Below are 25633 nucleotides of genomic sequence, written 5' to 3'. Positions count from 1 at the left end.
GACGGCCGCGGCGAGCCCCCATGGCCCTGCCCTGCGCGTGACCCGGCCGATGCTGCATGCTGTGCTCTTCATCAGGCACACGTGCCCTGGCTACGGAGCGGCGAATGACCACCTTTCCGGACATCTCCATCAGTACGGAGCGGCTGGTGCTGCGCCCGTTCGAGGAATCGGACATCCCCGCGCTCGCCGAGATGATGAACGACGAACTCGTCACGGCCTGGACCTCGGTGCCCCAGCCGTACACCGAGGCCGTCGCCCACGACTGGGCGACCGTGAGCTCGCACGCGGTGCGCACCGAGGGCCGCGGCATCGTCTTCGCCGTGACCGAGTTCCTCACCCAGCGCCTGGTCGGCATCTGCCACCTGGACAACACCGACTGGCGCATCCGCAGCAGCGAGGTCGGCTACATGATCGCCCCCTGGGCGCGCGGCGAGGGCTACGCGGCGGAGGCGGTCCTCGGCGCCGCGCAGTGGCTCTTCTACGACCAGAAGTTCGAGCGCATGGAACTGCGCACGGCCGCCGACAACACCGCGTCCCAGCAGGTCGCGCAGAAACTCGGGTGCATCAGCGAGGGCGTGCTGCGCAACGCGGGTATCGTCCGCAGCCGCCCCGAGGACGACCCCGAGGGGCGATGGGCGGAGATCCGCACCGACCTCATCGTCTGGAGCCTGCTGCCCGAGGACCTGGAGGGTCCCGACGGCCACCCCACGAACGAGGACGGATCGGACTACGCGGCATTCGCCGACTGGCACTGACGGGCAAGATCCCGTCGGGGTAGTCTGCGGGCAAACACCCGCGACTCGCCCAGGAGGCAGACCACATGGCCGACCGGGTCACGGTGATCGGGTGGGACGGCTCACCACCGACCGAGGCCGCGAGGTCGGCCCTGGTGGCCGCCACCCTGGTGGCCGGCACCCGCCACCACCTCTCCCTGCCGTTCGTCCCGCCGGACGCCGAGCGGATCGTCCTCGGCAGTATCGACCTGGCCGCCCGCCGTATCGCCGGGCACCGGGGCACCGCCGTGGTCCTCGCCGACGGCGACCCGGGCTTCTTCGGTGTCGTACGGGCGCTGCGCGCACCGGAACACGGCCTGGAGGTCGAGGTCGTGCCCGGCGTGTCGTCGGTCGCCCAGGCCTTCGCGCGGGCCGGAATGGCCTGGGACGACGCCTGCGTCGTGGTCGCCCACGAACGCACCCTGCGCCGCGCCGTCAACGTCTGCCGCGCCCACCCCAAGGTCGCCGTGCTCACCGCGCCCGGCGCCGGTCCCGCCGAACTCGCGCTGCTGCTCGGTGAAGTGCACCGCACCTTCGTCATCTGCGAGGCCCTGGGCACCGCGCAGGAACGGGTCAGTGTCCTGACCTCCGACAAGGTCGCCGACCATGTCTGGCGGGACCCCAACGTGGTCCTGGTCGTCGGCGGCGTCAGCTCCGCCGCCTCCGCCGAGCCGGGCACGGCGGCCCTCCCGGCGCCGCGCGGGGGAGGCTGGATCGCCGGCCGCGACCAGGCCTTCCCCGGCTCCGTACGCGGCTGGGCGCTGCCCGCGCAGGAGTACCGGGACGTGCCGTCGGCCGACGCGCCGGCCGACGGGGACCCGGCCGCTCTGCGCGCCCTGCAGCTGGCCCACCTCGGCCCGCGCACCGGCGACCTCGTCTGGGACATCGGGGCGGGCAGCGGGGCCGCCGCCGTGGAGGCCGCGCGCTTCGGGGCGGCCGTCATCGCGGTGGACCTCGACGCCGGCGCCTGCGGCCGGATCGAGGCGAGCGCACGGAAGTTCGGCGTACAGGTGCAGATCGTGCACGGCGCCGCCCCGCAGGTTCTCGAAGATCTTCCCGAGCCCGATGTCGTCCGGCTGGGCGCCGGCTGCGGGGCCGATGTGGTCGCCGCGTGCGTGGCCCGCCGCCCCGAGCGGATCGCCGCCAGCGCCGTCAACCGCGATGAGGCCGAGGCCGTCAGCCAGGCTCTGGAGGACGGCGGTTACCGCGTCGAGCGAGCTCTTCTGCAGGCTGTCGAACTCGACTCCCAATGGGGTGAAACCGAGCGCGCGGTGGCCTTCGCGTTGTGCGGCCACCGGCAGTGAAGGCCAGGTGAACGGCTGTTTGGCCGGTTCTTTGCGTCCGTATTGCGGTGCACCCCCTCGGGCATGCGGGACGCCGTCCGCACGGTAGGCTGGCGGATCGTTGTGCCGTCGTCGCGCGTTGACGGGTTGTCGGAGCAGCTGTCAGAGGGGGCAGCGCGCCGGGTCACCCTTCGCACTCTTCGCCGACGGTGCCGCCGACAGCGCGCGCTCGTTGATGCTGTGGGGGTGCGCGCGGTGCGGCGACGGAAGGAGTAACCGATGGGCGAGGGGCACGCATGACTGACACCGGCCAGTTCCCGGGCGAGGGACTGCCGGGGAACGCAGGCGAAGAAGCGGTTCTGCACCCGCAGCACGCCGACCTCCCCGGTAACGCCGCGATGGCGGCGCAGCAGCCGACGGGTGCCCCCACGTGGGACTCCGATCCGCTGACCGCGCCGGTCCCGCCCGCTTACACCTTCATCGACCAGCCGGGTGAGCCGATGGCCGTCGGCTCGCCCGACGAGGACGAGGACCTGCTTCTCATGCCGGGTCCGCAGGCCTCCTGGGGCGACCCGCAGCCGGTCCCGCCGCAGCCGTCGCCGACCCTGTCGGTGCCGGTACCGGTTCCCGAGCCGGTTTTCGAGCTGGGGACACCCCCGCCGGGCGTCCCTGTGGCCACGCCCGAGGTCACACTGATCCAGGTGCCCGTGGAGGGCACCCTCCCGGCCGGGCCCGCCGCCACGGAGCCGTCGGCGCCGGACGCCACCGTGGCCGAGCCCGTCGCCGCCGAGGCGCCCGTGTCGACAGCGGTTCCGGCACCGGCCCCGCCGGAGGAACACGAGGCGGACGGCCGTGACTCCGGCTCCGACTCCGGCTCCATCGACCTCGGGGCCGTCCGTGCCCCGGAACCGGTGCAGCCCACCCCGCCGCCGGCCCCCGTACCGGCGCCGGTACGACGGCCCCTGCACATGGGGCCGCCGCTGCCCGAACCCGCCACGGGCGGTGTCGTGCGCTCGCTGGCCGACCGGGGTCCGGCCCAGACCCAGACCCAGCTGCAGGTCCAGGTCCCCGCCCAGGCCCAGGCTCCGGCCGCGGCGCCGACGGCGGCTCCCGTGCCGCCGCCCGTCGTCCCGTCGACGCCGCCGAACCCGGTGCCGGTGCGCCAGGTCGGCCCGCCGACCACCGGTCCCGAGTACCTCGACGTGCCGCGTGACGACACCACGGCCGTCCGTCCCGAGCCCTCGGTGGAGGAGCCCGCGCCCCCGCTCCAGGAGCCCGTCCAGGAACCGGTGCCGGAGCCCGTCCAGGAACCTGTGCAGGCACAGCCGCCGGCGCCGGTCGCCGCGGACTCCGCTGTCCCGGTGACCCCGGTGGCCGGCGTCGCCTGGCCCGCCCCGGCGTCCGCGACCCTCCCCGGGGCCGCTCCGGTTCCCGTCGCGGATCCGGAGCCGGTTCCCGTCGCGGTCCCGGTCGCCGAACCGGTCCCTGCGGCGGAGGAGTTCGCTCCGGCCCCGGTGGCCGAGCCCGACGACGAGGTGGCGCCGCTGCCCTTCGGGCTCGAACCGACCGTCGAGGAAGCGGTGTTCGTCCCCGAGTTCGCGCCCGTCGAGCCCCGGCCCGAGCCGGAGCTCCAGCCGGAGCCGGAGCCGGAACCCGAGCCGGTCGCCGAGGTCGTCCCCGCCCCAGAGCCCGCCCCAGAGCCCGCCCCCGAGCCGGAACCGGAGCACGAGCCCGTGCCCGAGCCGGTCGCCGTGTCCGGTGCCGCCGACGCGCCCGCCGGGGCGGTGGCGGAGCCCGCCCCCGAGGAGCCGCAGGAGTCCCGCGCCCCCGAGGCCGAGCAGCCCGCCGAGCCCGCCGGGCCCGCGGAACCTGCCGAGGAGCAGCCGCGGGAGCACGAGGAGGAGGCGGTCGCAGCGGTGTCCGCCGCCGACTCCGACCCCGTCGCCGACTCCGCCGCCGCTTCCGGCCCTGTCCCCGTTCCCGTCCCCGCCGCGGAGGGTTACGACGACGCCGTTCGCGACGCCGTCCACCGTGTCATCCGCGAACGCCGCGACATCCGTAACGGCTTCCGCAGCGACCCGATCCCGCACGAGGTGCTGATCCGGGTCCTGGAGGCGGCGCACACCGCGCCCAGCGTCGGCCACTCCCAGCCCTGGGACTTCGTCGTCATCCGCTCGGCCAAGACCCGCGAGCGTATGCACGAACTGGCCATGCACCAGCGCGAGGCGTACGCCAAGTCCCTCCCCAAGGGCCGCGCCAAGCAGTTCCGCGAGCTGAAGATCGAGGCCATCCTCGACACCCCGGTCAACATCGTGGTCACCGCCGACCCGACACGTGGCGGCCGGCACACCCTCGGGCGCTACACCCAGCCCCAGATGGCGCCCTACTCGTCGGCGCTGGCCGTCGAGAACCTGTGGCTGGCGGCACGCGCCGAGGGCCTCGGCGTCGGCTGGGTCAGCTTCTTCGACGAGCGCGAGATGGTGCGCGAGCTCGGACTCCCGGACCACCTCGAAGTCGTCGCGTACCTGTGCGTCGGATACGTGGACGAGTTCCCGGACGACCCCGAACTGGTGCAGGCCGGCTGGTCCAAGCGGCGGCCGCTGGCCTGGGTCGTCCACGAGGAGGAGTACGGCAACCGCGCCCTGCCCGGCGAGGCCCCGCACGACCTCCTGGAGGAGACCCTGCGCGGTATCCGCCCGCTGGACGCCAAGGCGCTCGGCGAGGCCTGGGAGCGGCAGAAGCGGATGACCAAGCCGGCCGGCGCGCTGGGCATGCTGGAGATCATCTCCGCCCAGCTCAGCGGTCTGTCGCGGCAGTGCCCGCCGCCGATCCCCGAGCCTGCCGCCGTCGCCATCTTCGCCGGTGACCACGGCGTCCACGCCCAGGGCGTCACCGCCTGGCCGCAGGAGGTCACCGCCCAGATGGTGGCCAACTTCCTCGGCGGCGGCGCGGTCTGCAACGCCTTCGCCAACCAGGTGGGCGCCGAGGTCTGTGTGGTCGACGTCGGCGTCGCCTCCGAACTGCCCAGCACCCCCGGACTCCTGCCGCGCAAGGTCAGGCCCGGCACCGCCGACTTCACCCTCGGCCCGGCGATGAGCCGCGAGGAGGCGCTGCGCGCCATCGAGGTCGGTATCGAGACGGCCCGCGACCTGGTCGCGGCGGGCAACCGCGCCCTGCTGACCGGTGAGATGGGGGTCGCCAACACGACCGCCTCGGCGGCGCTGATCTCGGTCTACACCGGGGTCGACCCGGCCGAGGTCACCGGCCGCGGCACCGGCATCAACGACGAGATGCACGCCCGTAAGGTCGATGTCGTCCGCCGCGCGCTCGAACTCCACCAGCCCGACCCCGCCGACCCGGTCGAGGTCCTCGCCGCCATCGGCGGCCTGGAGCACGCGGCCATGGTCGGTCTGCTCCTCGGCGCCGCCTCGCTGCGCACGCCGGTGATCCTGGACGGCGTCAGCGCCGGGGCCGCGGCCCTGGTCGCCCGTGCCATCGCCCCCGAGGTGCTCGCGGCCTGCATCGCCGGTCACCGCAGCGCCGAGCCCGGCCACCGCGCGGCGCTCAACAAGCTCGGCCTGCGCCCCCTCGTGGAGCTCGACCTCCGGCTCGGCGAGGGCACCGGCGCACTGCTGGCGCTCCCGCTGGTGCAGAGCGCGGCGCGCGCGATGCACGAGGTCGCCACGTTCGACTCCGCCGGGGTCACCGAGAAGGGCTGACCGGAAGGGTCGGGGGAGACCGCCTGCCCCCGACCCTTCCCACGGACCACGGGTCCCACCGGTCCTCACCCGTCCCTACCCGTCCGCGCCCGGCGGCGGGGCACCTCGCGGCGTCCGGCCGGGGCAGGACGGCCTGCCCACACCCCGGAACCGGCCGTACGCCTATGGTTGCCGTAAAAGCAGAACGCAAGGAGCCGCACAGCCATGGACCGTAACGACGACGCGCCCGCCTACCCTGTCGGGCTGCGCCTGTCCGGACGACGGGTCGTCGTCCTGGGCGGGGGCCAGGTCGCGCAGCGCCGGTTGCCGCCCCTGGTCGCGGCGGGGGCCGACATCGTGCTGGTGTCGCCCTCGGCGACGCCGTCCGTGGAGGCGATGGTGGACGCGGGCGAGCTGCGCTGGGAGCGTCGCGCCTACCGCGAGGGCGACCTCGCCCAGGCCTGGTACGCGCTGATCGCCACCGACGACATCGCGGCCAACCGGCGGGCGTCCGCCGAGGCCGAGGCCAACCGCGTCTGGTGCGTGCGCAGCGACGACGCCGAGGCGGCCACCGCCTGGACGCCGGCCACCGGGCGCACCGAGGGCGTCACCGTGGCCGTGCTGACCGGCCGCGACCCCCGCCGGTCGGCGGCCGTGAGGGACGCCGTGGTGGAGGGCCTGCGCGACGGCACCCTCGCGGCACCCCACCACCGCACGCGCAGCGCGGGCGTGGCGCTGGTCGGCGGCGGTCCTGGCGACCCCGACCTGATCACCGTCCGGGGCCGTCGGCTGCTCGCCGAGGCCGATGTGGTGATCGCGGACCGCCTCGGCCCGCGCGACCTGCTGGACGAACTGCCCCCGCATGTCGAGGTCATCGACGCCGCGAAGATCCCGTACGGCCGGGCCATGGCGCAGGAGGCGATCAACCAGGCGCTGATCGACCACGCCAAGGCCGGCAAGGCGGTGGTGCGGCTCAAGGGCGGCGACCCGTTCGTGTTCGGGCGGGGCATGGAGGAGGCCGAGGCGCTCGCCGAAGCCGGGATCGCGTGCACGGTCGTCCCCGGTATCTCCAGCTCGATCAGTGTGCCGGGCGCGGCCGGCATCCCGGTGACGCATCGCGGGGTCGCGCACGAGTTCACCGTCGTCAGCGGCCACGTGGCCCCGGAGGACCCCCGCTCGCTCGTCGACTGGACGGCACTGGCCAGGCTGCGCGGCACGCTGGTGCTGCTCATGGCCGTCGAACGGATCGGCGCGATCGCCGCCACCCTCGTGGAGCACGGCCGTTCGCCCGACACCCCGGTCGCGGTCGTTCAGGAGGGCACCATGGCCGCCCAGCGCCGGGTGGACGGCACGCTCGCCACCGTCGCCCAGGTGGTGGCGGACGAGGGGATCCGGCCGCCGGCGGTGATCGTCATCGGCGAGGTCGTGTCGATAGGTGCGAGTAACCGCCGGTAACTTCCGGTGTCCCCGGCGTTGGCACCGTACTTCGGACAAGGCAGTATCACCCTGTGGCTGAGCTCATCACGATCGACGACCCCGACGACCCGCGACTGCACGACTACACGTCGCTGACGGACGTGGACCTGCGGCGCAGACGCGAGCCCGCCGAGGGCCTGTTCATCGCCGAGGGCGAGAAGGTCATCCGGCGCGCCCGGCACGCCGGGTACCGGATGCGCTCGATGCTGCTGTCGGCCAAGTGGGTCGACGTGATGCGCGACGTCATCGACGAGGTGCCCGCCCCGGTCTACGCCGTCAGCCCGGAGCTGGCCGAACGGGTCACCGGCTACCACGTGCACCGTGGCGCGCTCGCCTCCATGCAGCGCCGCACCCTCCCCACGGCCGACGAACTGCTGTCCGGCACCGGGGCCCGGCGGGTGGTGGTCATGGAGGCCGTGAACGACCACACCAACATCGGGGCGATCTTCCGCAGCGCCGCCGCCCTCGGCATGGACGCCGTACTGCTCTCGCCCGACTGCGCCGACCCGCTCTACCGCCGCTCCGTGAAGGTGTCCATGGGCGCGGTCTTCTCCGTCCCGTACGCCCGGCTCGACACCTGGCCCCGCGGTCTGGAAGCGGTTCGCGAGGCCGGCTTCAAGCTGCTCGCCCTCACCCCCGACGACAAGGCCACCGCCATCGACGAGGCCGCCCCCGACCGCCTGGACCGTGTGGCCCTGATGCTCGGCGCCGAGGGCGACGGCCTCTCCACCCAGGCCCTGGTCGCCGCCGACGAATGGGTCCGCATCCCCATGGCCCACGGGGTCGACTCCCTCAACGTCGGCGCCGCGGCGGCCGTCGCCTTCTACGCCGTGGCCACCCGCCGCCCCCTCTGACCCGACGACCGGGGCCGGCCGGGGACGGCGGCTCCGCTCAGCCGGTGGGCGGCAGCCCGACCAGCCCGGCCAGGGTGGCGCGGTGGCGGCCCGGGGTGCCCAGCGCGATCTCGTCGGCCTTGGCCCGCTTGAGGTACAGGTGGGCGGGGTGTTCCCAGGTCATGCCGATGCCGCCGTGCAGCTGGACCGCTTCCTCCGCCGCCCGTACGGCCATGGGGCCGCAGTAGGCCTGGGCCACCGCGACGGCGAGGGCCGCGTCGGCGGCACCGGAGGCGAGGGCGTCGGCGGCGTTGCGCGCGGCGGCCCGGGCGGAGACGACCTCCAGCCACAGGTCGGCCAGACGGTGCTTCAGGGACTGGAACGAGCCGACGACGCGGCCGAACTGATGCCGCTCGCCCAGGTACCGCACGGTCTCGTCCAGGCACCACTGGGCCACCCCCAGCTGCTCGGAGGCCAGCAGGCCCGCGCCGGTCAGGAGCGCCCCGTCCAGGGCGTCCGCCGCGGTCCGCGGACCGGCCAGCCGCCGGGCCGCGACGCCGTCGAAGCCCAGGTCGGCGATGGGCCGGGTCAGGTCGAAGGACACCGCGACCTCGACGCTCAGGCCCGCGGCGCCCGCCGCGACCTCGTACAGCCCCGGCCCGTCGGACCCGACGGCGGGCACCACCAGCACGTCGGCGACGAAGGCGTCCGCCACGCTGGTCACCCGGCCGGACAGGGTGCCGTCGGCCCCGGCCCGTACGCCCTGCGGGAAGGCCGCCCCGGGGGCCGCCGTCAGCGGCACGGCGAGCGCGCCGACCGCCTCGCCCGCCGCCAGCCGGCCGACGAGGCCCTCGGCGGCCTCCGTACCGGCCCCGAGCAGGGCCGCTGTCGCCAGCACCGCGCTGCCCAGGAACGGCACCGGCGTCACCGCGGCGCCCAGTTCCTCCAGCACCACGGCGGCCTCCCGGGCCGAAGCGCCCTGGCCGCCCAGCTTCTCCGGCACCAGCAGCCCGGCGAGGCCCACCTCCTGCGCCAGCGTCCGCCAGAGCCCCAGGTCGTACGGGTGCTCGCTCTCGACCCGGGCCACCACGTCACCGGGTGTGCAGCGGCCGGCCAGCAGGCCCCGCACCGCCGCCCGCAGGTCGTCCTCGACCTCGCTGTACAGCAGATCACTCATCGGGGCAGGTCCTTCCACGCCGCGTCCTTGTCCGTACGGGGTTCCGAGGGCAGTCCGAGCACCCGCTCGGCGATGATGTTGCGCAGGATCTCCGACGTACCGCCCTCGATGGAGTTGCCCTTGGCGCGCAGATAGCGGTAGCCCGCGTCCCGCCCGTAGAAGTCCACGATGTCGGGGCGGACCATGGTCCAGTCCCCGTACCGCAGGCCCTCCTCGCCGAGGAGCTCCACCTCCAGCCCGCTGACCTGCTGGTTGAGCCGGGCGAAGGCCAGCTTCATGCCCGCCCCCTCCGGGCCGGGCGCCCCGACGGCCAGCTGCTGCCGCAGCCGCTCGGCGGCCAGCCGGGCCACCTCGGACTCCACCCACAGCCGCATCAGCCGGTCGTGCAGATCCGGCGTGCGCAGCTCCGGCCGCTCGCGCCAGGTGCTCGCGACGGTGCCGATCATGCCGCCCTCGCGCGGCAGTGCCATGCCGCCGATCGCCACCCGCTCGTTGTTGAGCGTGGTCTGGGCGACCCGCCAGCCGTCGCCGACCTCGCCGAGCCGCAGGGAGTCGGGAATCCGGACGTCGGTGAGGAAGACCTCGTTGAACTCCGCCTCGCCGGTGATCTGCCGCAACGGCCGCACCTCGACGCCCGGGTCGGTCATGTCGCAGACGAAGTAGCTGATGCCCCGGTGCTTGGGCACGTCGGGATCGGTGCGCGCGATGAGGATCGCCCACCGGGCGTTGTGCGCGTTGGACGTCCACACCTTCTGCCCGCTGACGACCCACCCGTCACCGTCGCGGACCGCCCGGGTCCGCAGCCCGGCCAGGTCGGATCCGGCGCCGGGCTCGCTGAAGAGCTGGCACCACACCTCCTCGCCGGTCCACAGGGGCCGCAGCAGCCGTGCCTGCTGCTCCTGGGTGCCGAACTTCAGGATCGTCGGCGCCGCCATGCCCAGCCCGATGCCGATCCGCTCCGGCTGATTGCCGGGCGCCCCGGCCACCGCGAGTTCCGCGTCGACGACCTCCTGCAGGGCTCTGGGGGCACCGATGCCGCCGAGCCCCTCGGGGTAGTGCACCCAGGCCAGCCCCGCGTCGAACCGGGCCCGCAGGAAGTCCAGCCGTTCCGTGCGCCCCGGGTCGTGCGTGGCGACCAGCGCCCGCACCCGCTCCCGCAGCTCCTCCGCCGTGGTCATACGCCGAGCCCTCCTCATCCCTAAGCAAGCGCTTGGTAACCTACGCCGGTAGTGGCAGGGGAGCAAGGGACACCGGTGAAATACCCCCGCCGGCGCCCGGCGGGGGAGGGCTGGGCGAGGCCTAGAACGCCGGGCAGCCGGCGGCCGGGGCGGACCCGGCGGCGGTCGCGCAGATACGGGGGGCCTCGCCGGCCGGCGCCCCGGGCGCCCCGGGCACCCCGAGGCCCCGCGCCGGCCCCTGGCACCCCTGGGCGGCCGCGATGCCGAGCGCGACCAGCAGGGTCACGGTCACAAAGACGATGAGCCGCTGCCGCAGCAGCCTGCGGCCCGACCCCGGGGCGGGCCGCCGCCCCGCCGGCGTCCGAGGCGAGGGCCTCGGCGTGGGCCGGGGCGTCGGCCTCGGCGTGGGCCGCGGGGTGTGCCGGGGTGTGGGCCGCGCGCCGGAGGCCGGACCCGGGGCCGCGCCCCCCGCAGCGCCGCCGCCGGAGATACGGCGCTCCGTCCGCTGATCCGCGTACGCCTGCGCCCGGGCGCCGGTGGGCCGCTCCGGGAGCCGCGGGACACCCGTGCCGCCCGTGCCGATGCCCCGGGCCTCCCGCGCCGCGATCTCCGCGAGCCGCTCGGACAGTTGGACCGTGCTGGGCCGGTCCCCGGGGTCCTTCGCCAGGCAGGCCTGGACCAGCGGGGCCAGCGAGTCCGGCACGCCGCCCAGATCGGGCTCCTCGTGCACGACCCGGTAGAGCATCACCTCGGAACTGCCCTGTCCGAAGGGCGAGTCGGCCGTCGCCGCGTACGCCAGCGTCGCCCCGAAGGCGAACACGTCCGTCGACGGGGTGACCGCGGCGCCCCGCACCTGCTCCGGCGCGAGGAATCCGGGCGAGCCGACCGCCGTACCGACGTGCGTCAGCGTGCTGGCACCGGTCGACCACGCGATGCCGAAGTCGATGATCCGCGGCCCCTTGGGGGACAGCAGGATGTTGGAGGGCTTCAGATCCCGGTGCACGACGCCCGCCTCATGGACCGCCACCAGACCCTCCGCCAGAGCCGCCCCGATGGAGGCGACTTCGGCCGCGCCGAGTGTGCCGTCCTGGGCCACCCTGTCGTGCAGCGAGGGCCCGGGCACGTACTGGGTGGCGAACCACGGCCGGTCCGCGTCGAGATCGGCCGCGACCAGCCGCGCCGTACAGCCACCGCGGATCCGCCGCGCCGCCGACACCTCACGGGCGAACCGGGAGCGGAACTCCTGGTCCTCGGCCAGCTCCGGCCGGATCACCTTCAGCGCCACCCGCTGGCCGCGCTTGTCCGCACCGAGGTAGACCACGCCCATGCCGCCGGCGCCCAGCCGGCGGTGCAGCCGGAACGAGCCGACGACACGCGGGTCCTCGCGCCGGAGCCGCATCATCGTCATGTCCATCCCCGCTGCCTGCCTGGCCAGTTCTGACGCCCACAGCTTACGGACTGACCGCCCGGTGTGCTGATAGGCCGCGCATGCGCCGGACGGGGGATTGTCAGTGCCGGGTGGGATCCTTGTCGTACGGGAAACAGCTCGCCGAAGGCAGCTCCTGGCAGTTCTTTCCGTCGTCAACGGTCTTTCGGGCAAAGGAGATTGACGCCATGAAAGGTGATCGTGTGGAGATAGTCGTCGATGCCGGGGACACCACCCGGACCTATGAGGTGATCGCCACCCGAGCCGGTCGACGGGTCGAGACGGCGGTCAGGCGCGGGGTGGTGGAAGTGAGCGAGGTCACTCGCAGCGGCACCGTCGTGCGCACGGCCCGCTTCATGGCCACCCGCGTGCTGGCCCTGGTCGAGCAGCCCGTGCCGCGCGAACAGTCGGAGGAGAAGGGGGCAGCCTGACCGTGGCCCGGACCTTCCCCCTGACATTCCCCAGGGGGAAGGGCCGGCCGCCTCCACCCAGGGGAGTAGGCCGGCCGCCCGGAGTCATCCTCCGGGAGGCCCGGCAATCGGTACGAGGGCATGACGACCCGGAGCGCGCCCGTCCCTAGTCTTGAGGTCAAGCGGCGGGCGCAAGCACTCGTCCCCCGAGGTCAACACGCCCGCCGCCCCAGACGTGCGGAAGTGCGACGAACCACAGGAGAGGGTCATGGCGAACACGGTGAGCGGTTCGGTACGGCCGACCCGCGGCAGCAGGATCGCCGCGATCGGCATACGTCCGTCCGGCACCCGGCATCCGCTGGTGGCGGTGGCGATGGTGCTGCCGCTCGCGGTGCTGCTCGCCGTGGCCTTCGGAGGCTGGCAGGCCGTGGTCACCCAAGCGTCGTCCGTGGCCGGTCTCATGGGGCGCTGACAGATCGCCCCACTGCCCGGAAGAGCGGTCCGGGTGGAGAGACCGGTGTCGAAATCCCGTGGGGACGGGGGTCCGGCGGACGGCATGTAATGCCCGGGCATCAGCGATGATGCCCGGGCATTGCCGCGTCGCGGCCGGTCACGGGCATGCTTGACTGGTCGGCCGTCACACCGACGGCACGGTGGGAAAGGGACGGGGAGGGCATGGCAGAGCAACCGGCGGACATCACCACGGCCCCCCGCCCGGCCTCCGGCGGTACCGCCGGTACCCGCCCACGCAGCGGTACCGATGCGGGCCGTACCGCCGCCGTCACCGCCGTCACCGCCGCCACCGCCGTGGGCGGGGGCTCCGACAGCGACGGGGGCAGCCGCCCGCGCGGCGACGCGGGCACGGGCACGGGCGCGGGCACGGCCACGGGCGCGGGCCCCGGCGTGCGCGGCGGCACCGAGACGGGCTCAGGCAGCGCCGCCGACGCCGGTCCGGGTTCTGGCGCCGGCACGGGCGCGGGCCCCGGCAGCGGTGCGGGCGCCCCTGCGGCCTCCGGCGCCAGCAGCTGTTCCGGCAACGGCAGTTGCGTGGGCGCCGGCGCGCGCACGCGCACCGGCACGGCCGCCGGGCCGGGGCTGGCCGAGGCGTTGCTGGCGGAGGCCGCGGCTGTCGACCCGGGCGGCGCGGCGCAGGGAGCCGCCATGCTCGCCGAGCGCAGCGACAGTACCGTCGTCCGCAGTGGCGGCACCGTGGTCAAGGCGCACGCCGCCGACACCGACCGCGGGGCGCTGGCCGCGCGGCTGGCCGTCGCGGCGGATCCGTTGCTGGCCGGGATACTGCTGGCCCCGCTGCCCGGCCTGCCGCCGACCGCGGCCGTGCGGGGCAGGCCCGTGTCGGCCTGGCCGTACGGCGTCCCGGTGGACCGGGACAGCGAACCCGAGGCCGCGCCGTGGGAGGAGGCCGCCGTGCTGCTGGCCCGGCTGCACCGGGTGCCGCTCACCGCGCTCGCCGCGGGCCCGTGGCTCCCGCCCGCGATGCGCGGTCCCGCCAAGGCGGCGCGGGCGGTGGCCAGGATGCTGGCGGAGTGCGCGGACCCGGACCCGGCGCCGCTGGCGGCGTGGTCGCTGCTGCCGGCCTGGGCCCGCGCCGAGGCCCCGCAGCCCCCGCGCCGCCGGGCGCTGTGCCACGGCGACCTGCACCTGGGCCAACTCGTACGGCACCCGCCCCCGGACGGCCCGTGGCTGCTGATCGACGTGGACGACCTCGGGCCGGGCGAGCCCGCCTGGGATCTGGCCCGCCCGGCCATGTGGTTCGCCGCCGGGGTGCTCGCGCCCGAGGTCTGGGCCCGTTTCCTGGGCGCCTACCGCGCCGCCGGGGGGCCCGCCGTGCCGCCCGACGGCGACCCGTGGCCGTATCTCGACGTCCCCGCGCGGGCGTTGGCCGTGCAGACCGCGGCGCTCGCGGTCACCCGGGCCTCGGCCGAAGGCCGCGTACTCGACGAAACGGAACAAGCCGTCCTCGATGCCTGCCGCCGCATGGCGGAAGTATCGTGAACCGACCTCCGCCGGACAGGCGTTCCGGCGGGTGAACCAGCGCAAGCAAGGAGTTGAGCCGACGATGCTCTGTCCCAAGTGCCACGGCCCGATGCAGACGTACAACCGCAACGGTGTCCAGATCGAGCAGTGCGGCAACTGCCGGGGGATCTTCCTGGACTACGGGGAACTGGAGGCGCTGACCCGTATCGAGGGGCAGTACTCCGCCCAGCCCGCGCCGCCGCAGCAGGGTTACCCGGCCGCTTCGCCGCAGGCCTACCCGCAGCAGCACGCCCCCGCCTGGGGTGCCCCGCACCAGGGCGGCCACGGCGGCCATGGTGGCCACTACGGCGGCCACCACAAGCACCGCAGCCTGGGCCACATGCTCTTCTCGTCCTGAAACCACAGAGCCCCAGGTCAGTGACTGACCTGGGGCTCTGGGCCGTGCGGTGGTGGACGATACTGGGATTGAACCAGTGACCTCTTCCGTGTCAGGGAAGCGCTCTCCCGCTGAGCTAATCGTCCGCGGTGCTGCGTGCGCGATACTGGGATTGAACCAGTGACCTCTTCCGTGTCAGGGAAGCGCTCTCCCGCTGAGCTAATCGCGCGGGGGTTACTGCGACTTACTGCCAGGACCCACGAGGAGTCCAGTGGACGATACTGGGATTGAACCAGTGACCTCTTCCGTGTCAGGGAAGCGCTCTCCCGCTGAGCTAATCGTCCGTAGAGGTGGAGACGGGATTTGAACCCGTGTAGACGGCTTTGCAGGCCGTTGCCTCGCCTCTCGGCCACTCCACCAACGCGGGGGTCCGGTAAGGAACCCCCACTCCGAGCGGACGACCAGGTTCGAACTGGCGACCTCAACCTTGGCAAGGTTGCGCTCTACCAACTGAGCTACGTCCGCAGGTGCCGGTACTCCGGGGCGCTTCCGCGTCCCGGCGACGTGTTGAACTCTAGCGGATACCCGCGCCGCCTCCAAAACGCGTTTCCGCAGCGTGCCGGGCAGGTGACCGGCCGATCTCGTCGGCGGCCGCGGTTCTAGACTCGCACCAGACCCTTCCGACCGACCCAGGAACCCCCGTGCCCGACCTCGCCCCCATGGCCAGGTTCGGCGGCCGCGTCGCCTCCGACCTGCGCGATGTCACCACCGACCCCACCGCCCTGGACTCCTCGGGCTTCTGGGCGGTGACCGCCGACTTCGAGGGCCGGACCGTCTGCGCGCGCTTCGCGGACGTACGGGAGGACCCCGGGCCGCACCCCGCCGGGAACTGGCGGGGGCCGGCCCGTACCGACTGGACCTCCTCCCTGGACCGGGAGGCCTACACCGCCGGTGTACGCCGCATCCGCGCGTACATAGCCGCCGGCGAGGTCTACCAGGCCAATCTGTGCCGGGTGCTGTCCGCGCCGGTCGCGCCCGACGCCGACGTGGACGCCCTCACCGCCGTCCTGGCGCGCGGCAACCCGGCCCCGTACGCGGGGACGATCCGGCTCCCCGGGCACGGCGTGGAGATCGCCACCGCCTCGCCCGAACTCTTCCTGCGCCGCCGGGGATCCACCGTGGAGTCGGGCCCCATCAAGGGCACCGGGCGCACCGAGGCGGACCTGCTGCCGAAGGACCACGCCGAGAACGTGATGATCGTCGACCTGGTCCGCAACGATCTCGGCCGGGTCTGCGCCACCGGCACCGTCACCGTCCCCGAGCTGTGCCTCGTCGAGAAGCACCCGGGCCTGGTCCACCTGGTCTCCACCGTGCGCGGCGAGTTGCCGGAATCGGCCGGCTGGGCCGGGCTCCTGGCCGCCGCCTTCCCGCCCGGCTCGGTCACCGGCGCCCCCAAGTCCAGTGCCCTGCGCATCATCGAGGAGCTGGAGACCGCCCCGCGCGGCCCCTACTGCGGCGGCATCGGCTGGGTCGACGCCGACCGCGGCACCGGCGAGCTGGCGGTGGGCATCCGGACGTTCTGGGTCGACCGTACGAGCCCCGGCGGACCGTTTCTGCGCTTCGGCACCGGCGCGGGCATCACCTGGGGCTCCGACCCCGCACGCGAGTGGGACGAGACCGAACTCAAGGCCGCCCGGCTGCTGGCGGTAGCGTCGGGAACGTACGACACATACGACACGTACGACGGCGCGGGCGAAGCGACGAGCGAGACGACGAGCGAGACGAGCGAGGAGACACCGTGAGCATCTGGGTCGACGGCGGGCTGCGGGACGAGGACGCGGCGACGGTGTCCGTGCTGGACCACGGGCTGACCGTGGGGGACGGCGTCTTCGAGACACTCAAGGCGGTCGACGGCACCGCCTTCGCCATGGACCGGCACCTGCGCAGGCTGGCCCGCTCCGCACAGGGCCTCGGCCTGCCCGAACCCGACCTCGACGAGGTCCGCCGGGCCTGCGCCGCGGTGCTCGCCGACAACCCCGTACCGCTCGGCCGGCTCCGGATCACCTACACCGGCGGCACCTCCCCGCTCGGCTCCGAGCGCGGCGACACCGGCCCGACGCTGGTCGTTGCCCTGGGCACCGCCGCCGTGCGGCCCGACACCACCGCCGTGGTCACCGTGCCCTGGACCCGCAACGAGAAGGGCGCCCTGGCCGGCCTCAAGACCACCTCCTACGGCGAGAACGTCGTCGCCCTGGCCCGCGCCCACCGGCACGGCGCCTCCGAGGCGCTCTTCGCCAACACCCGGGGCCGGCTGTGCGAGGGCACCGGCACCAACGTCTTCGTGGTCATCGGCGGCAAACTGCTCACGCCCCCGCTCGCCTCCGGCTGCCTGGCCGGCATCACCCGCGAACTCGTCGCCGAGTGGAGCGGCGCCGAGGAGGCCGACCTCCCCCTCGACGCCCTGGAACGGGCCGAGGAGATCTTCCTCACCTCCACCCTGCGCGATGTGCAGGGCGTTCACTCCGTGGACGGCCGGGCCGTCGGAGCCATGACCGCCGCCCCGGGGTCCGTCACCGCCAAGGCGATGCGGATCTTCGCCGAGCGGGCCGCCGCCCACCCGAACCCGTGACGCGGACGCCGCCGACCCGGTAGAAATCCACTCCATGACCACCACCCTTCGCCCCGCCGAGCCCGAGCAGCGCTGGAGCGGCGGCGTCCGCGCCCGCCGCTACACCGTCTGCGTCAACAGCCGCCCGGTGGGCGAGGTCACCGTCAGCACCGACGCCCGCTTCGGTTCCGAGGTGGGCCGGATCGTCGCGCTGCGCATCGACCACGGCGACCAGCGGCGCGGTCGCGGCACCGTGGCCGCCCTGGCCGCCGAGGAGGTCCTGCGCGGCTGGGGCTGCCGCCGGGTCGAGGCAAGCGTCCCGGCCGACGCCGCCGTGGCCCTGCGGCTCGTCACGCTGCTCGGCTACACCGAACGCAACCGGGGCATGGCCAAGCAGCTCCCGGACCGGCCGCCCGCCCTTCCCGAGGGCAGCACCGTCCGCCCCATGGACGACGCCGGCTACGCGGCCTGGCACGAGCACGAACGCGCCGAGTACATCCGGAGCTGGATCGACCGCGGCATGGCCGCCGAGCGTGCCGCCGCCGTCGCCGACGCCGACTACCGCGCCACCCTCCCCGACGGCCCCGCCACCCCCGGCACGGCCCTGCGGATCCTCTCCCACCACGGCACCGACGTCGGCCACCTGTGGGTCCGACTCGCCGACCGGCCCTGGGTCTTCATGGTCGAGGTCTCCGCCGCGCACCGCGGCCACGGCCACGGCCGCACCCTCATGCTCGCCGCCGAACGCGAATGCCTCGCCTCCGGCGTCACCGGCCTGGGCCTCAACGTCCTCACCGCCAACACCCCGGCCCGGCGGCTCTACGAGTCCCTCGGCTACCGGGCGACCGACCACCACTTCTTCAAGCCGCTGCTCTGACGCCGCGAGGGGCGGGCCGTTCAGCCGGCCAGCAGACCGTCGGCGATGGCCTCGATCCGCTCCCGCAGGCCCTCCTGGCTCTTGCCGCCGTCCAGGCGGTGGCCGCCGATGACATATGTGGGCGTGCCCGTGACGCCGATCGCCCGCCCCTCGGCCTGGTCGGCGTCGACCACGAGCAGGTGACGGCCGTCCACCAGCGCGGTGTCCACCTCCTCGGCGTCGAGCCCGACCCCGGCCGCGATGTCGACGAGCAGCTTCTCGCCCCGCGTACCGAGTTCGCCGGCCCGCGCCAGCACGGCCTCGGTGTACTCCCAGCCGCGTCCCTGGACGAACGCCTCCTCGGCGGCCTGCGCGGCGGCGTAGGCGTGCCTGTGCTTCTCCAGGGGGAAGTGCCGCAGCTGGATCTCCAGCGCGTCGCCGTACCGGGCCCGCAGGGCACGCAGGTCCTCCAGCGCGCCGGCGCAGTCGGGGCACTGCAGCTCGCACCAGTACTCGAGGACGACGGCCGGGGAACCGGCGGGGGAGGGGGCGGAAGAGGCATCGTTCATGACGGACAGTCTCCCACCCGGGGAGGACCCACCCCGGAGATGACCCTGATCCGGGCTCCGGGGCGTGGTCGGCGGGGGCCTGCCGGGTGCACGATGGAGACATGCTCACTTCGACCGTGTGTGTCGCGCTCTCCGCGGCGGGGCTGGCGATCGCTGCGCTCACCGCCTACCGCAGGCGTTATCTGGCGGCGCTCCGCACCACCGCGTGGGCGCTGCTGCCGGTCGGCCTCTACATGACCGGTCTGGTCACGCTGGGCAGCAAGGTCGGCAAGGCGGTCGGCGACTGGGCGGCCGACCTGGTCTTCAAGCCCTCCGTCTGGGCGGGCTTCGGAGTGCTGGCGCTGTCGGTGGTGCTGTACGCGGGCACGCGCCTGGTCTCCCGCCGCCGGGGCCGGGGCGTCGGCCCGGCCCCGGCGGGCGGAAAGGCCGTGACCCCGAAGGCCGCCGACGGCAGCCGCGCGATCACCGCCAAGGACCCGGCACTGTCCGATTTCGGCGAGATCGAGGAAATCCTCAAACGCCGCGGCATCTGACCCCCACCGCGCGCCGGTTCACACCGCCCGGACCCGGGCCGCCCGGGTCCGGGCGGCCCGGGCTCACGCCGGGCGGCGTCCGGCGGGGGGCTGACGCGCTCGCCGGGAGCTCTCCCCGGTGTCCACATCGTGAGATTTCGGCCCTGCGACTTTGAGATCACTCCCATAAGGGGCGCGTGTTGGCCGGGCCTGCGGCAAAGGCTGCGCCATCATCGCCCTGACGACCTCAACTCCCGCCATCCGAACGGCATTTGGCGAGCCCAGGGGCGTACGGTTGTGCGAGTTCACACCCCCGTCGAGTGATCATTTGAGCACCTTTCTAGGGCCATGGAAGCAGTAGAAGCAGAAGCAGAGACCACTGAGCCGCGCGGCTGTCTGTTCGCCCTCTCCCAGCCGCCGCTGATGCTCTTCCTGACCGTGATCGGCGGACTGCTCGGCATCGGGGCGCTGTACGACCTGGGCCCGTTCTTCTGAGCGGGATTCGCAAGCGCTTGCGCTACAGCGCCCCGGCCTCGCGCCGGCGGGCCCGGTACGCCGCGACGTGCAAGCGGTTGCCACAGGTCCGGCTGTCGCAGTAGCGGCGCGACCGGTTCCGCGACAGGTCGACGAAGGCGCGCCCGCAGTCGGGGGCGTCGCACCGGCGCAGCCGCTCGCGCTCGCCGGCCGCCACCAGGAACCCGAGGGCCATGCCGCAGTCGGCGGCGAGGTGCCCGGCGAGCGAGGCGCCGGGGGCGAAGTAGTGCACATGCCAGTCGTAGCCGTCGTGGTCGGTGAGCCGGGGCGTGGTGCCGGCCTCGGCGACCAGCGAGTTGATCAGCGCGGCGGCCTCGGGGGTGGTGCCGGCGGCGAAGACCCGGGCGAAGCGCCCGCGGATCTCGCGCACCGCCTCCAGGTCGGGCCCGGTGAGCGGGCCGACGTCGCTGACGTCGTTGCGCTCGACGTAGTCACGCAGCGCGGCGACATCGGGCAGGCCCTCGGGCCCGTTGTGTTCCGGTGCGGTGTTGATCAGGTCCACGACGGTGTCGAGGGCGTACTTGGTGTCGTGGCTGATCAGCACGGAATCGCTCCCTGGCCGGATAGGGCGGTCTGCGGTCTGCGTTCCGGTGACTGTAGCGCGAGAGCCGCCGCCCGGGAGCTGGGCTCCGGACAGCGGCTCTCACGGTCGTGCGGTCGCGCTGGGTCGTGTCCGCTGCGTACCCCCGAGATCAGTACGGCCGCGGACTGCGGCGGACGGTGCGGTCAGCTCTCCGCGAGGATGTGGGAGAGCTCGGTGTCCAGGTCGAAGTGACGGTGCTCGGTGCCGGGCGGTACCGCGGCGTCGGTCCGCTTCAGGAACGACTCCAGGGCCCGCGCCGGTGCCTCCAGCAGGGCTTCCCCCTCCGGGGAGCTCAGGGCGATGCACACGACGCCCTGGCCGTGGCTGCGGGACGGCCAGACTCGGACGTCGCCGGTGCCGGTGGGCCGGTGCAGCCCTTCGGCCAGCAGGTCACGGGCGAAAACCCACTCGACCGTTTCCTCGGCACCGGTGTGGAAGGTGGCGTGCACGGCATACGGATCGGCCGTGTCGTACCGCAGGCCCGCCGGGACGGGCAGTGACGATTCGCTCGACACAACGAGGCGCAGGTGCAGCTCGCAGCTGACCGTGGTGTTCATAAGCGCCAGGGCCTTTCGCTCAGTGTGCGCTCGGGGATTCGCACGTCGGCGAAATCGACATGCCACCAGCGGGGACGTTGTAAACCCCTCTGACTGGTTTGTGAGGCTTCTGGTACCTCGTCCGGCCGAGTTCCTTTATCGCCCGGAAGGCCATTCCGGTGATCGCCGTGAGTCGGGTAAGTTGGGAGATATGACTGCGGAGAGTGACGAGCGGGCGCGGGCTTCGGAGGAGGCCTCCGACGCCGGGAGCGGGCTGGGGTCGAAGGCGCCCGGCTTCATCCGGAGATCCCGGGCGCTTCACCTGAGCTGGCAGGTGGGGGTCTTCCTGGTCGGTCTGGCGGTGGTGGCCGGCGGGGTGGTCATGCTGCCGTTGCCGGGGCCGGGCTGGGTGGTGATCTTCGGTGGCATGGCGATCTGGGCCACCGAGTTCGTCTGGGCGCAGCTGGTGCTGCGCTGGACCAGGCGCAAGGTGACCGAGGTGACGAAGCGGGCTCTGGAGCCCGAGGTGCGGCGCCGGAACATCACTCTGACCACCCTGGGCCTGGTGATCGTCGGCGTGCTGCTGTGGATCTACGTGGCCCATTACGGCCTGGTCATGCCGTGGAACGCGAACTGACCGCGACCGCCCGAGGCTGATCACGGCTGATCAGGGCCGCGGCTGACCGCGGGGGTGGTCGGGGCGCCGTCTGAGGTGCGGTAATGTTGGTCCCGCGCGAGGGCGATTAGCTCAGCGGGAGAGCACTTCGTTCACACCGAAGGGGTCACTGGTTCGATCCCAGTATCGCCCACCCCGGTCCGAGGGCCCGGAAGCCGAGAGGCTTCCGGGCCCTCGGCGTTGTGGGGTGCGGGCCTCGTGGGCGGGGTCTTCCGGCAAGCGCTTGTCACGCTTGTCATGTTCCTCTGTGAGAACCATTGACGTCCTGGGAGTCACCTTTTAACGTTTCACGGCAAGCGCTTGCCTTAAACGTTTCAACCCGCGCAACGGTGCGGGGGACTCTGCCCGAAGGGGACATGTCGTGAGCGTTCGACGGAGTACGCGCGCGTTGAGAGCCGCAGGAGTCGGGATCGCCGCCCTCGGTCTGCTGGCCGCGGGATGCGGTGGCGGCGGAGGGGGCTCGGCCAACGGGAAGGTGACGATCCGTTACTCATGGTGGGGGGCTCAGGACCGGGCCGAGCTGATCAAGAAGACGATCGCTCTCTTCGAGAAGAAGTACCCCAACATCACGGTCAAGACGGACTTTCAGGAATACGGCGACTTCTGGACGAAGTTCAACACGCAGGCTGCCGGTGGAAATGCGCCGGATGTCTTCCAGAACTCGGTCGCATTCCTGCGCAAGTATGGTGAAAAGAATCTTCTGCTGGATCTCAACTCGCAGGTCAAGGCCGGGAATCTGAGCCTCAAGGACTTCCGGGCCGGCCTGGAGAAGGCCGGTGACATCGACGGCAGGCTGCTCGGGGTCCCGGTCGGTGGCAACACCTTCGCGCTGGTCTACAACCCGGCCGAGTTCAAGAAGGCCGGTGTCACGCCGAAGCTCGGCTGGACCTGGGACGAGTACGACCAGGCCGTCAAGAAGATCAGCGATGCCAAGGGCGAGCTCTACGGCGCCAGCGACAACGGCGGCGTGATGTATCTGTACGACCTCTACCTGCGCCAGCACGGCAAGGCGTTCTTCACCGCCGACAGGAAGCTCGGCTTCACCGAGGCCGACCTCAAGCAGTGGTGGGGCGACCACCTCGCCGAGAACAAGGCCGGCGACCTGGTGCCGGCCAAGAAGAGCGAACAGGTCAAGCCCAAGTCCTCGGTCAGCGCCGATCTGTCGGCCTCCGAGTTCACCTGGGACAACTTCCTGGTCCGGTACGCCGCCGAGACCAAGACCGAACTCGCCCTGGCGCCGATCCCGACCGAGGACGGCAGGAAGACCGGGCAGTACATCTCCTCCCTGATGCTCAGCGGCTCGGCCCGCACCCGGCATCCCAAGGAGGTCGCCCAGTTCATCGACTTCATGACCCACGACCCCGGGGTCGGCAGGATCATGGGCTACAACCGCGGCGTGCTGCCCACCAACGCCCAGTTCGACGCCTACAAGCCGACCGGCGTCGACGCCAAGGTCGCCGCGTACGAGAAGGAGATCGCCGACGCCGGAGTGATCGAGCAGATCACCCCGCATCCGGCCGGCGCCGATGTCTGCGAGGCGTCCTTCCTCCGGATCTACGGGGAGATCGCGCAGGGCACCACCTCGGTGGACAAGGGCGTGAGCACCTTCTTCAGCGAGGCGAAGACCGCCCTCGGCTCCTGAGGCACTGAGGAGACCATTGAGGAGACCCCCCGTGTCACGAACCCAGACCCGCGGCGCGAGCCCCGTCACGGCGGCGGCGGTGCCGCACGACACCGCCGCCCAGCAGCCCCCCCCCGCCGCCGCCCGGCGGCGGGGCGGCGGCCGGGAGACCCTGGCCGGCTACCTCTTCCTGTCCCCGTGGTGCGTCGGGGTACTGCTGCTGACGCTGGGCCCGATGCTGGTGTCGCTCTATCTCTCCTTCACCTCCTACAACCTCTTCGACTCCCCCAAGTGGGTCGGGCTGCAGAACTTCCAGGACATGTTCGCCGACCAGCGCTGGTGGAAGTCGGTACGGGTGACCTCGGTCTTCGTCCTGGTCGCCACCCCGCTCAAGCTGGCCGTCGCGCTCGGTGTGGCCCTGCTGCTGGCCCGGCCCCGCAAGGGGCAGGGCTTCTACCGCTCGGCGTTCTACGCCCCGTCGCTGATCGGGGCGAGCGTGAGCGTCGGCATCGTCTGGCGGGCGCTGTTCAGCGAGAACGCCGTCGTCGACTCCACCGGCAAGCTGTTCGGGCTGCACACCGGCGGCTGGATCGGCGATCCGGACTGGTCGATGCCCACCCTTGTCGCCCTGTCCGTCTGGCAGTTCGGCGCCCCGATGGTGATCTTCCTGGCCGGGCTGAAGCAGGTGCCGCGCGAGCTGTACGAGGCGGCGGAGGTGGACGGCGCCGGTGCCTGGCGGCGGTTCCGGTCGATCACGCTGCCGATGATCTCCCCGGTGCTCTTCTTCAACCTGCTCCTGGAGATCATCCACTCCTTCCAGGTCTTCACCTCGGCCCTGGTCATCGCCGGTCCCGGCGGCGGCCAGGCCGGCGGCCCGGGCGGCTCGCTGCTGGTCTACACCTGGTACCTCTACGACCAGGGCTTCCAGCAGCTCCGTATGGGCTACGCCTCCGCCATGGCGTGGATGCTGCTGCTCGGCATCGCCCTGATGACGGCCGTACTGTTCCGGACCCAGCGGCTCTGGGTGCACTACGAGGAAGGAGGGACGGGGACCTCATGAGCACACTCACCGCGGCCGGCCGCCGCAACGCGCGGTCCGTCGCCTGGCACCTCGGGGCGCTCGCCCTGCTGGCCGTGGTCCTCTACCCGGTGGTGTGGGTCATCGGTGCCTCGCTCAAGCCCGGCGACGAGATCATCGGCAGCCTGCAACTGCTGCCGGGACACCCCGTCGCCGACAACTACCGCCGGCTGACCGAGGGCATCGCCGACATCCCGGTCTACTCGTTCTTCGTCAACTCGCTCCTGGTGTCGCTGGGTTCGGTCGTCGGGGTGCTGTTCTCCTGCTCGCTGGCGGCGTACGCCTTCGCGCGGATCCGGTTCGCCGGGCGCGATCTGCTCTTCGCCCTGATGATCGGCACCCTGCTGCTCCCGTACCACGTGCTGATCATCCCGCAGTACGTGCTCTTCCAGAAGCTCGGGCTGATCAACACCTATGTACCGCTGCTGCTCGGCAAGTACCTGGCGGTGGACGCCTTCTTCGTCTTCCTGATGGTGCAGTTCATGCGCGGCCTTCCCGGGGAGCTGGACGAGGCGGCGCGGCTCGACGGCTGCGGGCATCCGCGGATCTACTGGAGCATCGTGCTGCCGCTGTGCCGGCCGGCGCTGATCACCAGCGCGATCTTCACCTTCATCTGGTCGTGGAACGACTTCCTCGGGCCGCTGCTGTATCTCAACGAGCCGGAGAAGTACACCGTCTCGCTCGGCCTGAAGATGTTCATCGACCAGGACAGCATCGCCGACTACGGAGGCATGGTCGCCATGTCGATGGCCGCGCTGCTGCCCGTGCTGCTGTTCTTCCTCGCCTTCCAGCGGTATCTGGTCGAGGGCGCGGCGACGTCCGGACTGAAGGGCTGAGCGCCGGTGGCCACCTCCACCCGGTCGGTACGGCGAAGGACGGGGCTCCACGCCGGATTCGGGCTCTTCGCCGAGTGCATGCTCACCGGGGTGTGGCTGGTGATCGCCGCGCTGCCGCTGGTGACGCTGCTCCCCGCGTTCGCCGCCGCCTGCGGCCATCTGCGGCGGTATCTGGCGGGTGAGCGGGCCGGATGGCGGGAGTTCGCGGCCGGCGTGGTGACCGGGACCCGGACGGGGTGGCGCTGGTCGCTGCTGTGGTGGGCCGGGCTCGCTCTGCTGGCCTTCGATCTGACGGTGGCCCGCTCGGGTCTGCTCCCGGGCGGCCGGGTCCTGGCCGCCGTGGCCGTGACGGTCATGGTGGCGCTGGCGGTCGTCGGGCTCCGTACGGCGGCCTGCCGGCCGTACGGGGTCCGGGTCGCGGTCCGGCGCAGCGCTGCCGACCCCGGCGGTTCGCTGCTGCTGGCCGGCGGGCTGGCGGTGGTCGCGGTGGCGGGCTGGATGCTGCTGCCGCTGGCGGTGCCCGCGCTGGGCGCCCTGGCCGGGGCCGCGGTGGCGGTGGAGCGCCGCGTCGGCGGCTGAGGGCCGGCCCTACGCATGTC

General features: G+C 73.0%; 25 protein-coding genes and 6 tRNA genes. 20 read left to right on the top strand and 11 right to left on the bottom strand.

From position 1 onward, the window contains the following. Window positions 1-104: 104 nt before the first annotated feature. The 5 genes from RWE79_RS07705 to RWE79_RS07685 all read left to right on the top strand — a co-directional run bounded on the left by RWE79_RS07705 (window position 105) and on the right by RWE79_RS07685 (window position 8084). On the top strand, window positions 105-755 hold the full coding sequence (locus RWE79_RS07705; RefSeq protein ID WP_475939264.1) for a GNAT family N-acetyltransferase: 651 nt from the start codon (window positions 105-107) through the stop codon (window positions 753-755). A gap of 65 nt (window positions 756-820) precedes the next feature. After that, on the top strand, window positions 821-2077 hold the full coding sequence (gene cbiE, locus RWE79_RS07700; RefSeq protein WP_475939263.1) for a precorrin-6y C5,15-methyltransferase (decarboxylating) subunit CbiE: 1257 nt from the start codon (window positions 821-823) through the stop codon (window positions 2075-2077). A gap of 275 nt (window positions 2078-2352) precedes the next feature. Continuing rightward, complete coding sequence (gene cobT / locus RWE79_RS07695; protein WP_475939262.1) at window positions 2353-5775, top strand: nicotinate-nucleotide--dimethylbenzimidazole phosphoribosyltransferase; 3423 nt, start codon at window positions 2353-2355, stop codon at window positions 5773-5775. A gap of 204 nt (window positions 5776-5979) precedes the next feature. Next, window positions 5980-7209 carry a uroporphyrinogen-III C-methyltransferase gene (gene cobA / locus RWE79_RS07690; protein WP_475939261.1) on the top strand — a complete coding sequence of 410 codons (1230 nt, stop codon included), beginning with the start codon at window positions 5980-5982 and terminating at the stop codon, window positions 7207-7209. 53 nt (window positions 7210-7262) lie between these two features. Further along, entirely contained in the window at window positions 7263-8084 is an 822-nt protein-coding gene (locus tag RWE79_RS07685; protein WP_475939260.1) for a TrmH family RNA methyltransferase, read from the top strand. 37 nt (window positions 8085-8121) lie between these two features. Here RWE79_RS07685 and RWE79_RS07680 read toward each other — a convergent pair whose 3' ends face one another. The 3 genes from RWE79_RS07680 to RWE79_RS07670 form a co-directional block, all read right to left on the bottom strand. Next, window positions 8122-9240, bottom strand: coding sequence for an acyl-CoA dehydrogenase family protein (locus RWE79_RS07680; protein ID WP_475939259.1), 1119 nt, complete (start codon window positions 9238-9240; stop codon window positions 8122-8124). Beyond that, a complete protein-coding gene (locus RWE79_RS07675; RefSeq protein WP_475939258.1) occupies window positions 9237-10418 on the bottom strand; it encodes an acyl-CoA dehydrogenase family protein in 1182 nt (393 codons plus the stop codon). The genes RWE79_RS07680 and RWE79_RS07675 overlap by 4 nt, the downstream gene beginning before the upstream one ends. A 121-nt stretch (window positions 10419-10539) precedes the next feature. Then, complete coding sequence (locus RWE79_RS07670) at window positions 10540-11832, bottom strand: serine/threonine-protein kinase (RefSeq protein WP_475939257.1); 1293 nt, start codon at window positions 11830-11832, stop codon at window positions 10540-10542. 200 nt (window positions 11833-12032) lie between these two features. Between RWE79_RS07670 and RWE79_RS07665 the strand changes: the two genes are divergently transcribed. The 4 genes from RWE79_RS07665 (at window position 12033) to RWE79_RS07650 (ending at window position 14646) form a co-directional block, all read left to right on the top strand. Continuing rightward, window positions 12033-12275 (top strand): hypothetical protein, encoded by a 243-nt coding sequence (locus RWE79_RS07665; RefSeq protein ID WP_475939256.1) that lies wholly within the window; start codon window positions 12033-12035, stop codon window positions 12273-12275. Between the two features lie 247 nt (window positions 12276-12522). After that, window positions 12523-12726: a hypothetical protein gene (locus RWE79_RS07660; RefSeq protein ID WP_475939255.1), complete on the top strand. Its 204-nt coding sequence runs from the start codon at window positions 12523-12525 to the stop codon at window positions 12724-12726. Window positions 12727-13361: 635 nt separating this feature from the next. Beyond that, window positions 13362-14267 (top strand): phosphotransferase, encoded by a 906-nt coding sequence (locus RWE79_RS07655; RefSeq protein ID WP_475945656.1) that lies wholly within the window; start codon window positions 13362-13364, stop codon window positions 14265-14267. A gap of 64 nt (window positions 14268-14331) precedes the next feature. Further along, window positions 14332-14646, top strand: coding sequence for a TFIIB-type zinc ribbon-containing protein (locus RWE79_RS07650; RefSeq protein ID WP_475939254.1), 315 nt, complete (start codon window positions 14332-14334; stop codon window positions 14644-14646). A 50-nt stretch (window positions 14647-14696) separates the two neighbouring features. On the opposite strand, the gene RWE79_RS07645 is transcribed toward RWE79_RS07650, so the two are convergent. The 5 genes from RWE79_RS07645 to RWE79_RS07625 form a co-directional block, all read right to left on the bottom strand. Next, window positions 14697-14771: transfer RNA gene (locus RWE79_RS07645), tRNA-Val, on the bottom strand. A gap of 11 nt (window positions 14772-14782) precedes the next feature. Next, a tRNA-Val gene (locus tag RWE79_RS07640) sits at window positions 14783-14854 on the bottom strand. A gap of 43 nt (window positions 14855-14897) precedes the next feature. After that, window positions 14898-14969: transfer RNA gene (locus RWE79_RS07635), tRNA-Val, on the bottom strand. A gap of 4 nt (window positions 14970-14973) precedes the next feature. Further along, window positions 14974-15044, bottom strand: a tRNA-Cys gene (locus RWE79_RS07630). A 33-nt stretch (window positions 15045-15077) separates the two neighbouring features. Then, a tRNA-Gly gene (locus RWE79_RS07625) sits at window positions 15078-15150 on the bottom strand. 176 nt (window positions 15151-15326) lie between these two features. Between RWE79_RS07625 and RWE79_RS07620 the strand changes: the two genes are divergently transcribed. Genes RWE79_RS07620 through RWE79_RS07610 form a run of 3 tightly spaced genes read left to right on the top strand, consistent with a single transcriptional unit; the run spans window position 15327 to window position 18110 of the window. Next, window positions 15327-16427 (top strand): chorismate-binding protein, encoded by a 1101-nt coding sequence (locus tag RWE79_RS07620; RefSeq protein WP_475939253.1) that lies wholly within the window; start codon window positions 15327-15329, stop codon window positions 16425-16427. Then, on the top strand, window positions 16424-17254 hold the full coding sequence (locus RWE79_RS07615) for an aminotransferase class IV (protein ID WP_475939252.1): 831 nt from the start codon (window positions 16424-16426) through the stop codon (window positions 17252-17254). Before RWE79_RS07620 ends, RWE79_RS07615 begins: the two co-directional genes overlap by 4 nt. A gap of 34 nt (window positions 17255-17288) precedes the next feature. Further along, window positions 17289-18110, top strand: a complete 822-nt coding sequence (locus RWE79_RS07610; RefSeq protein ID WP_475939251.1) for a GNAT family N-acetyltransferase — start codon at window positions 17289-17291, stop codon at window positions 18108-18110. A 20-nt stretch (window positions 18111-18130) separates the two neighbouring features. Here RWE79_RS07610 and RWE79_RS07605 read toward each other — a convergent pair whose 3' ends face one another. Next, window positions 18131-18658, bottom strand: a complete 528-nt coding sequence (locus RWE79_RS07605) for a DsbA family protein (RefSeq protein ID WP_475939250.1) — start codon at window positions 18656-18658, stop codon at window positions 18131-18133. A 101-nt stretch (window positions 18659-18759) separates the two neighbouring features. Here RWE79_RS07605 and RWE79_RS07600 point away from each other — a divergent pair, with 101 nt between their 5' ends. Together RWE79_RS07600 and RWE79_RS07595 are read left to right on the top strand one after the other, a co-directional pair. Next, window positions 18760-19191 carry a hypothetical protein gene (locus tag RWE79_RS07600; protein ID WP_475939249.1) on the top strand — a complete coding sequence of 144 codons (432 nt, stop codon included), beginning with the start codon at window positions 18760-18762 and terminating at the stop codon, window positions 19189-19191. Window positions 19192-19518: 327 nt separating this feature from the next. Then, the gene (locus tag RWE79_RS07595; protein ID WP_475939248.1) at window positions 19519-19665 is read left to right on the top strand and encodes a hypothetical protein; all 147 of its coding nucleotides are present in this window, start codon (window positions 19519-19521) and stop codon (window positions 19663-19665) included. A 22-nt stretch (window positions 19666-19687) separates the two neighbouring features. Here the strand turns inward: RWE79_RS07595 and RWE79_RS07590 are convergent, their stop codons facing one another. Continuing rightward, the gene (locus tag RWE79_RS07590) at window positions 19688-20248 is read right to left on the bottom strand and encodes a CGNR zinc finger domain-containing protein (RefSeq protein WP_475939247.1); all 561 of its coding nucleotides are present in this window, start codon (window positions 20246-20248) and stop codon (window positions 19688-19690) included. Between the two features lie 182 nt (window positions 20249-20430). Next, window positions 20431-20844: an SsgA family sporulation/cell division regulator gene (locus tag RWE79_RS07585; protein ID WP_003959770.1), complete on the bottom strand. Its 414-nt coding sequence runs from the start codon at window positions 20842-20844 to the stop codon at window positions 20431-20433. A gap of 190 nt (window positions 20845-21034) precedes the next feature. Here RWE79_RS07585 and RWE79_RS07580 point away from each other — a divergent pair, with 190 nt between their 5' ends. From RWE79_RS07580 to RWE79_RS07555, 6 genes are all read left to right on the top strand, one after another. Continuing rightward, window positions 21035-21460 (top strand): TIGR02611 family protein, encoded by a 426-nt coding sequence (locus RWE79_RS07580; RefSeq protein ID WP_475939246.1) that lies wholly within the window; start codon window positions 21035-21037, stop codon window positions 21458-21460. A 100-nt stretch (window positions 21461-21560) separates the two neighbouring features. After that, window positions 21561-21632 (top strand) — tRNA-Val (locus RWE79_RS07575). A 228-nt stretch (window positions 21633-21860) separates the two neighbouring features. Next, on the top strand, window positions 21861-23141 hold the full coding sequence (locus RWE79_RS07570) for an ABC transporter substrate-binding protein (RefSeq protein WP_475939245.1): 1281 nt from the start codon (window positions 21861-21863) through the stop codon (window positions 23139-23141). 31 nt (window positions 23142-23172) lie between these two features. Continuing rightward, window positions 23173-24180, top strand: coding sequence for a carbohydrate ABC transporter permease (locus RWE79_RS07565; RefSeq protein WP_475939244.1), 1008 nt, complete (start codon window positions 23173-23175; stop codon window positions 24178-24180). Further along, entirely contained in the window at window positions 24177-25034 is an 858-nt protein-coding gene (locus RWE79_RS07560) for a carbohydrate ABC transporter permease (protein WP_475939243.1), read from the top strand. The genes RWE79_RS07565 and RWE79_RS07560 overlap by 4 nt, the downstream gene beginning before the upstream one ends. A gap of 6 nt (window positions 25035-25040) precedes the next feature. Continuing rightward, complete coding sequence (locus tag RWE79_RS07555; RefSeq protein ID WP_475939242.1) at window positions 25041-25613, top strand: DUF624 domain-containing protein; 573 nt, start codon at window positions 25041-25043, stop codon at window positions 25611-25613. Window positions 25614-25633: the final 20 nt, after the last annotated feature.

It is taken from the genome of Streptomyces sp. RLA131 (assembly GCF_056270125.1).
This window is presented reverse-complemented; position numbering and strand designations above follow the sequence as displayed.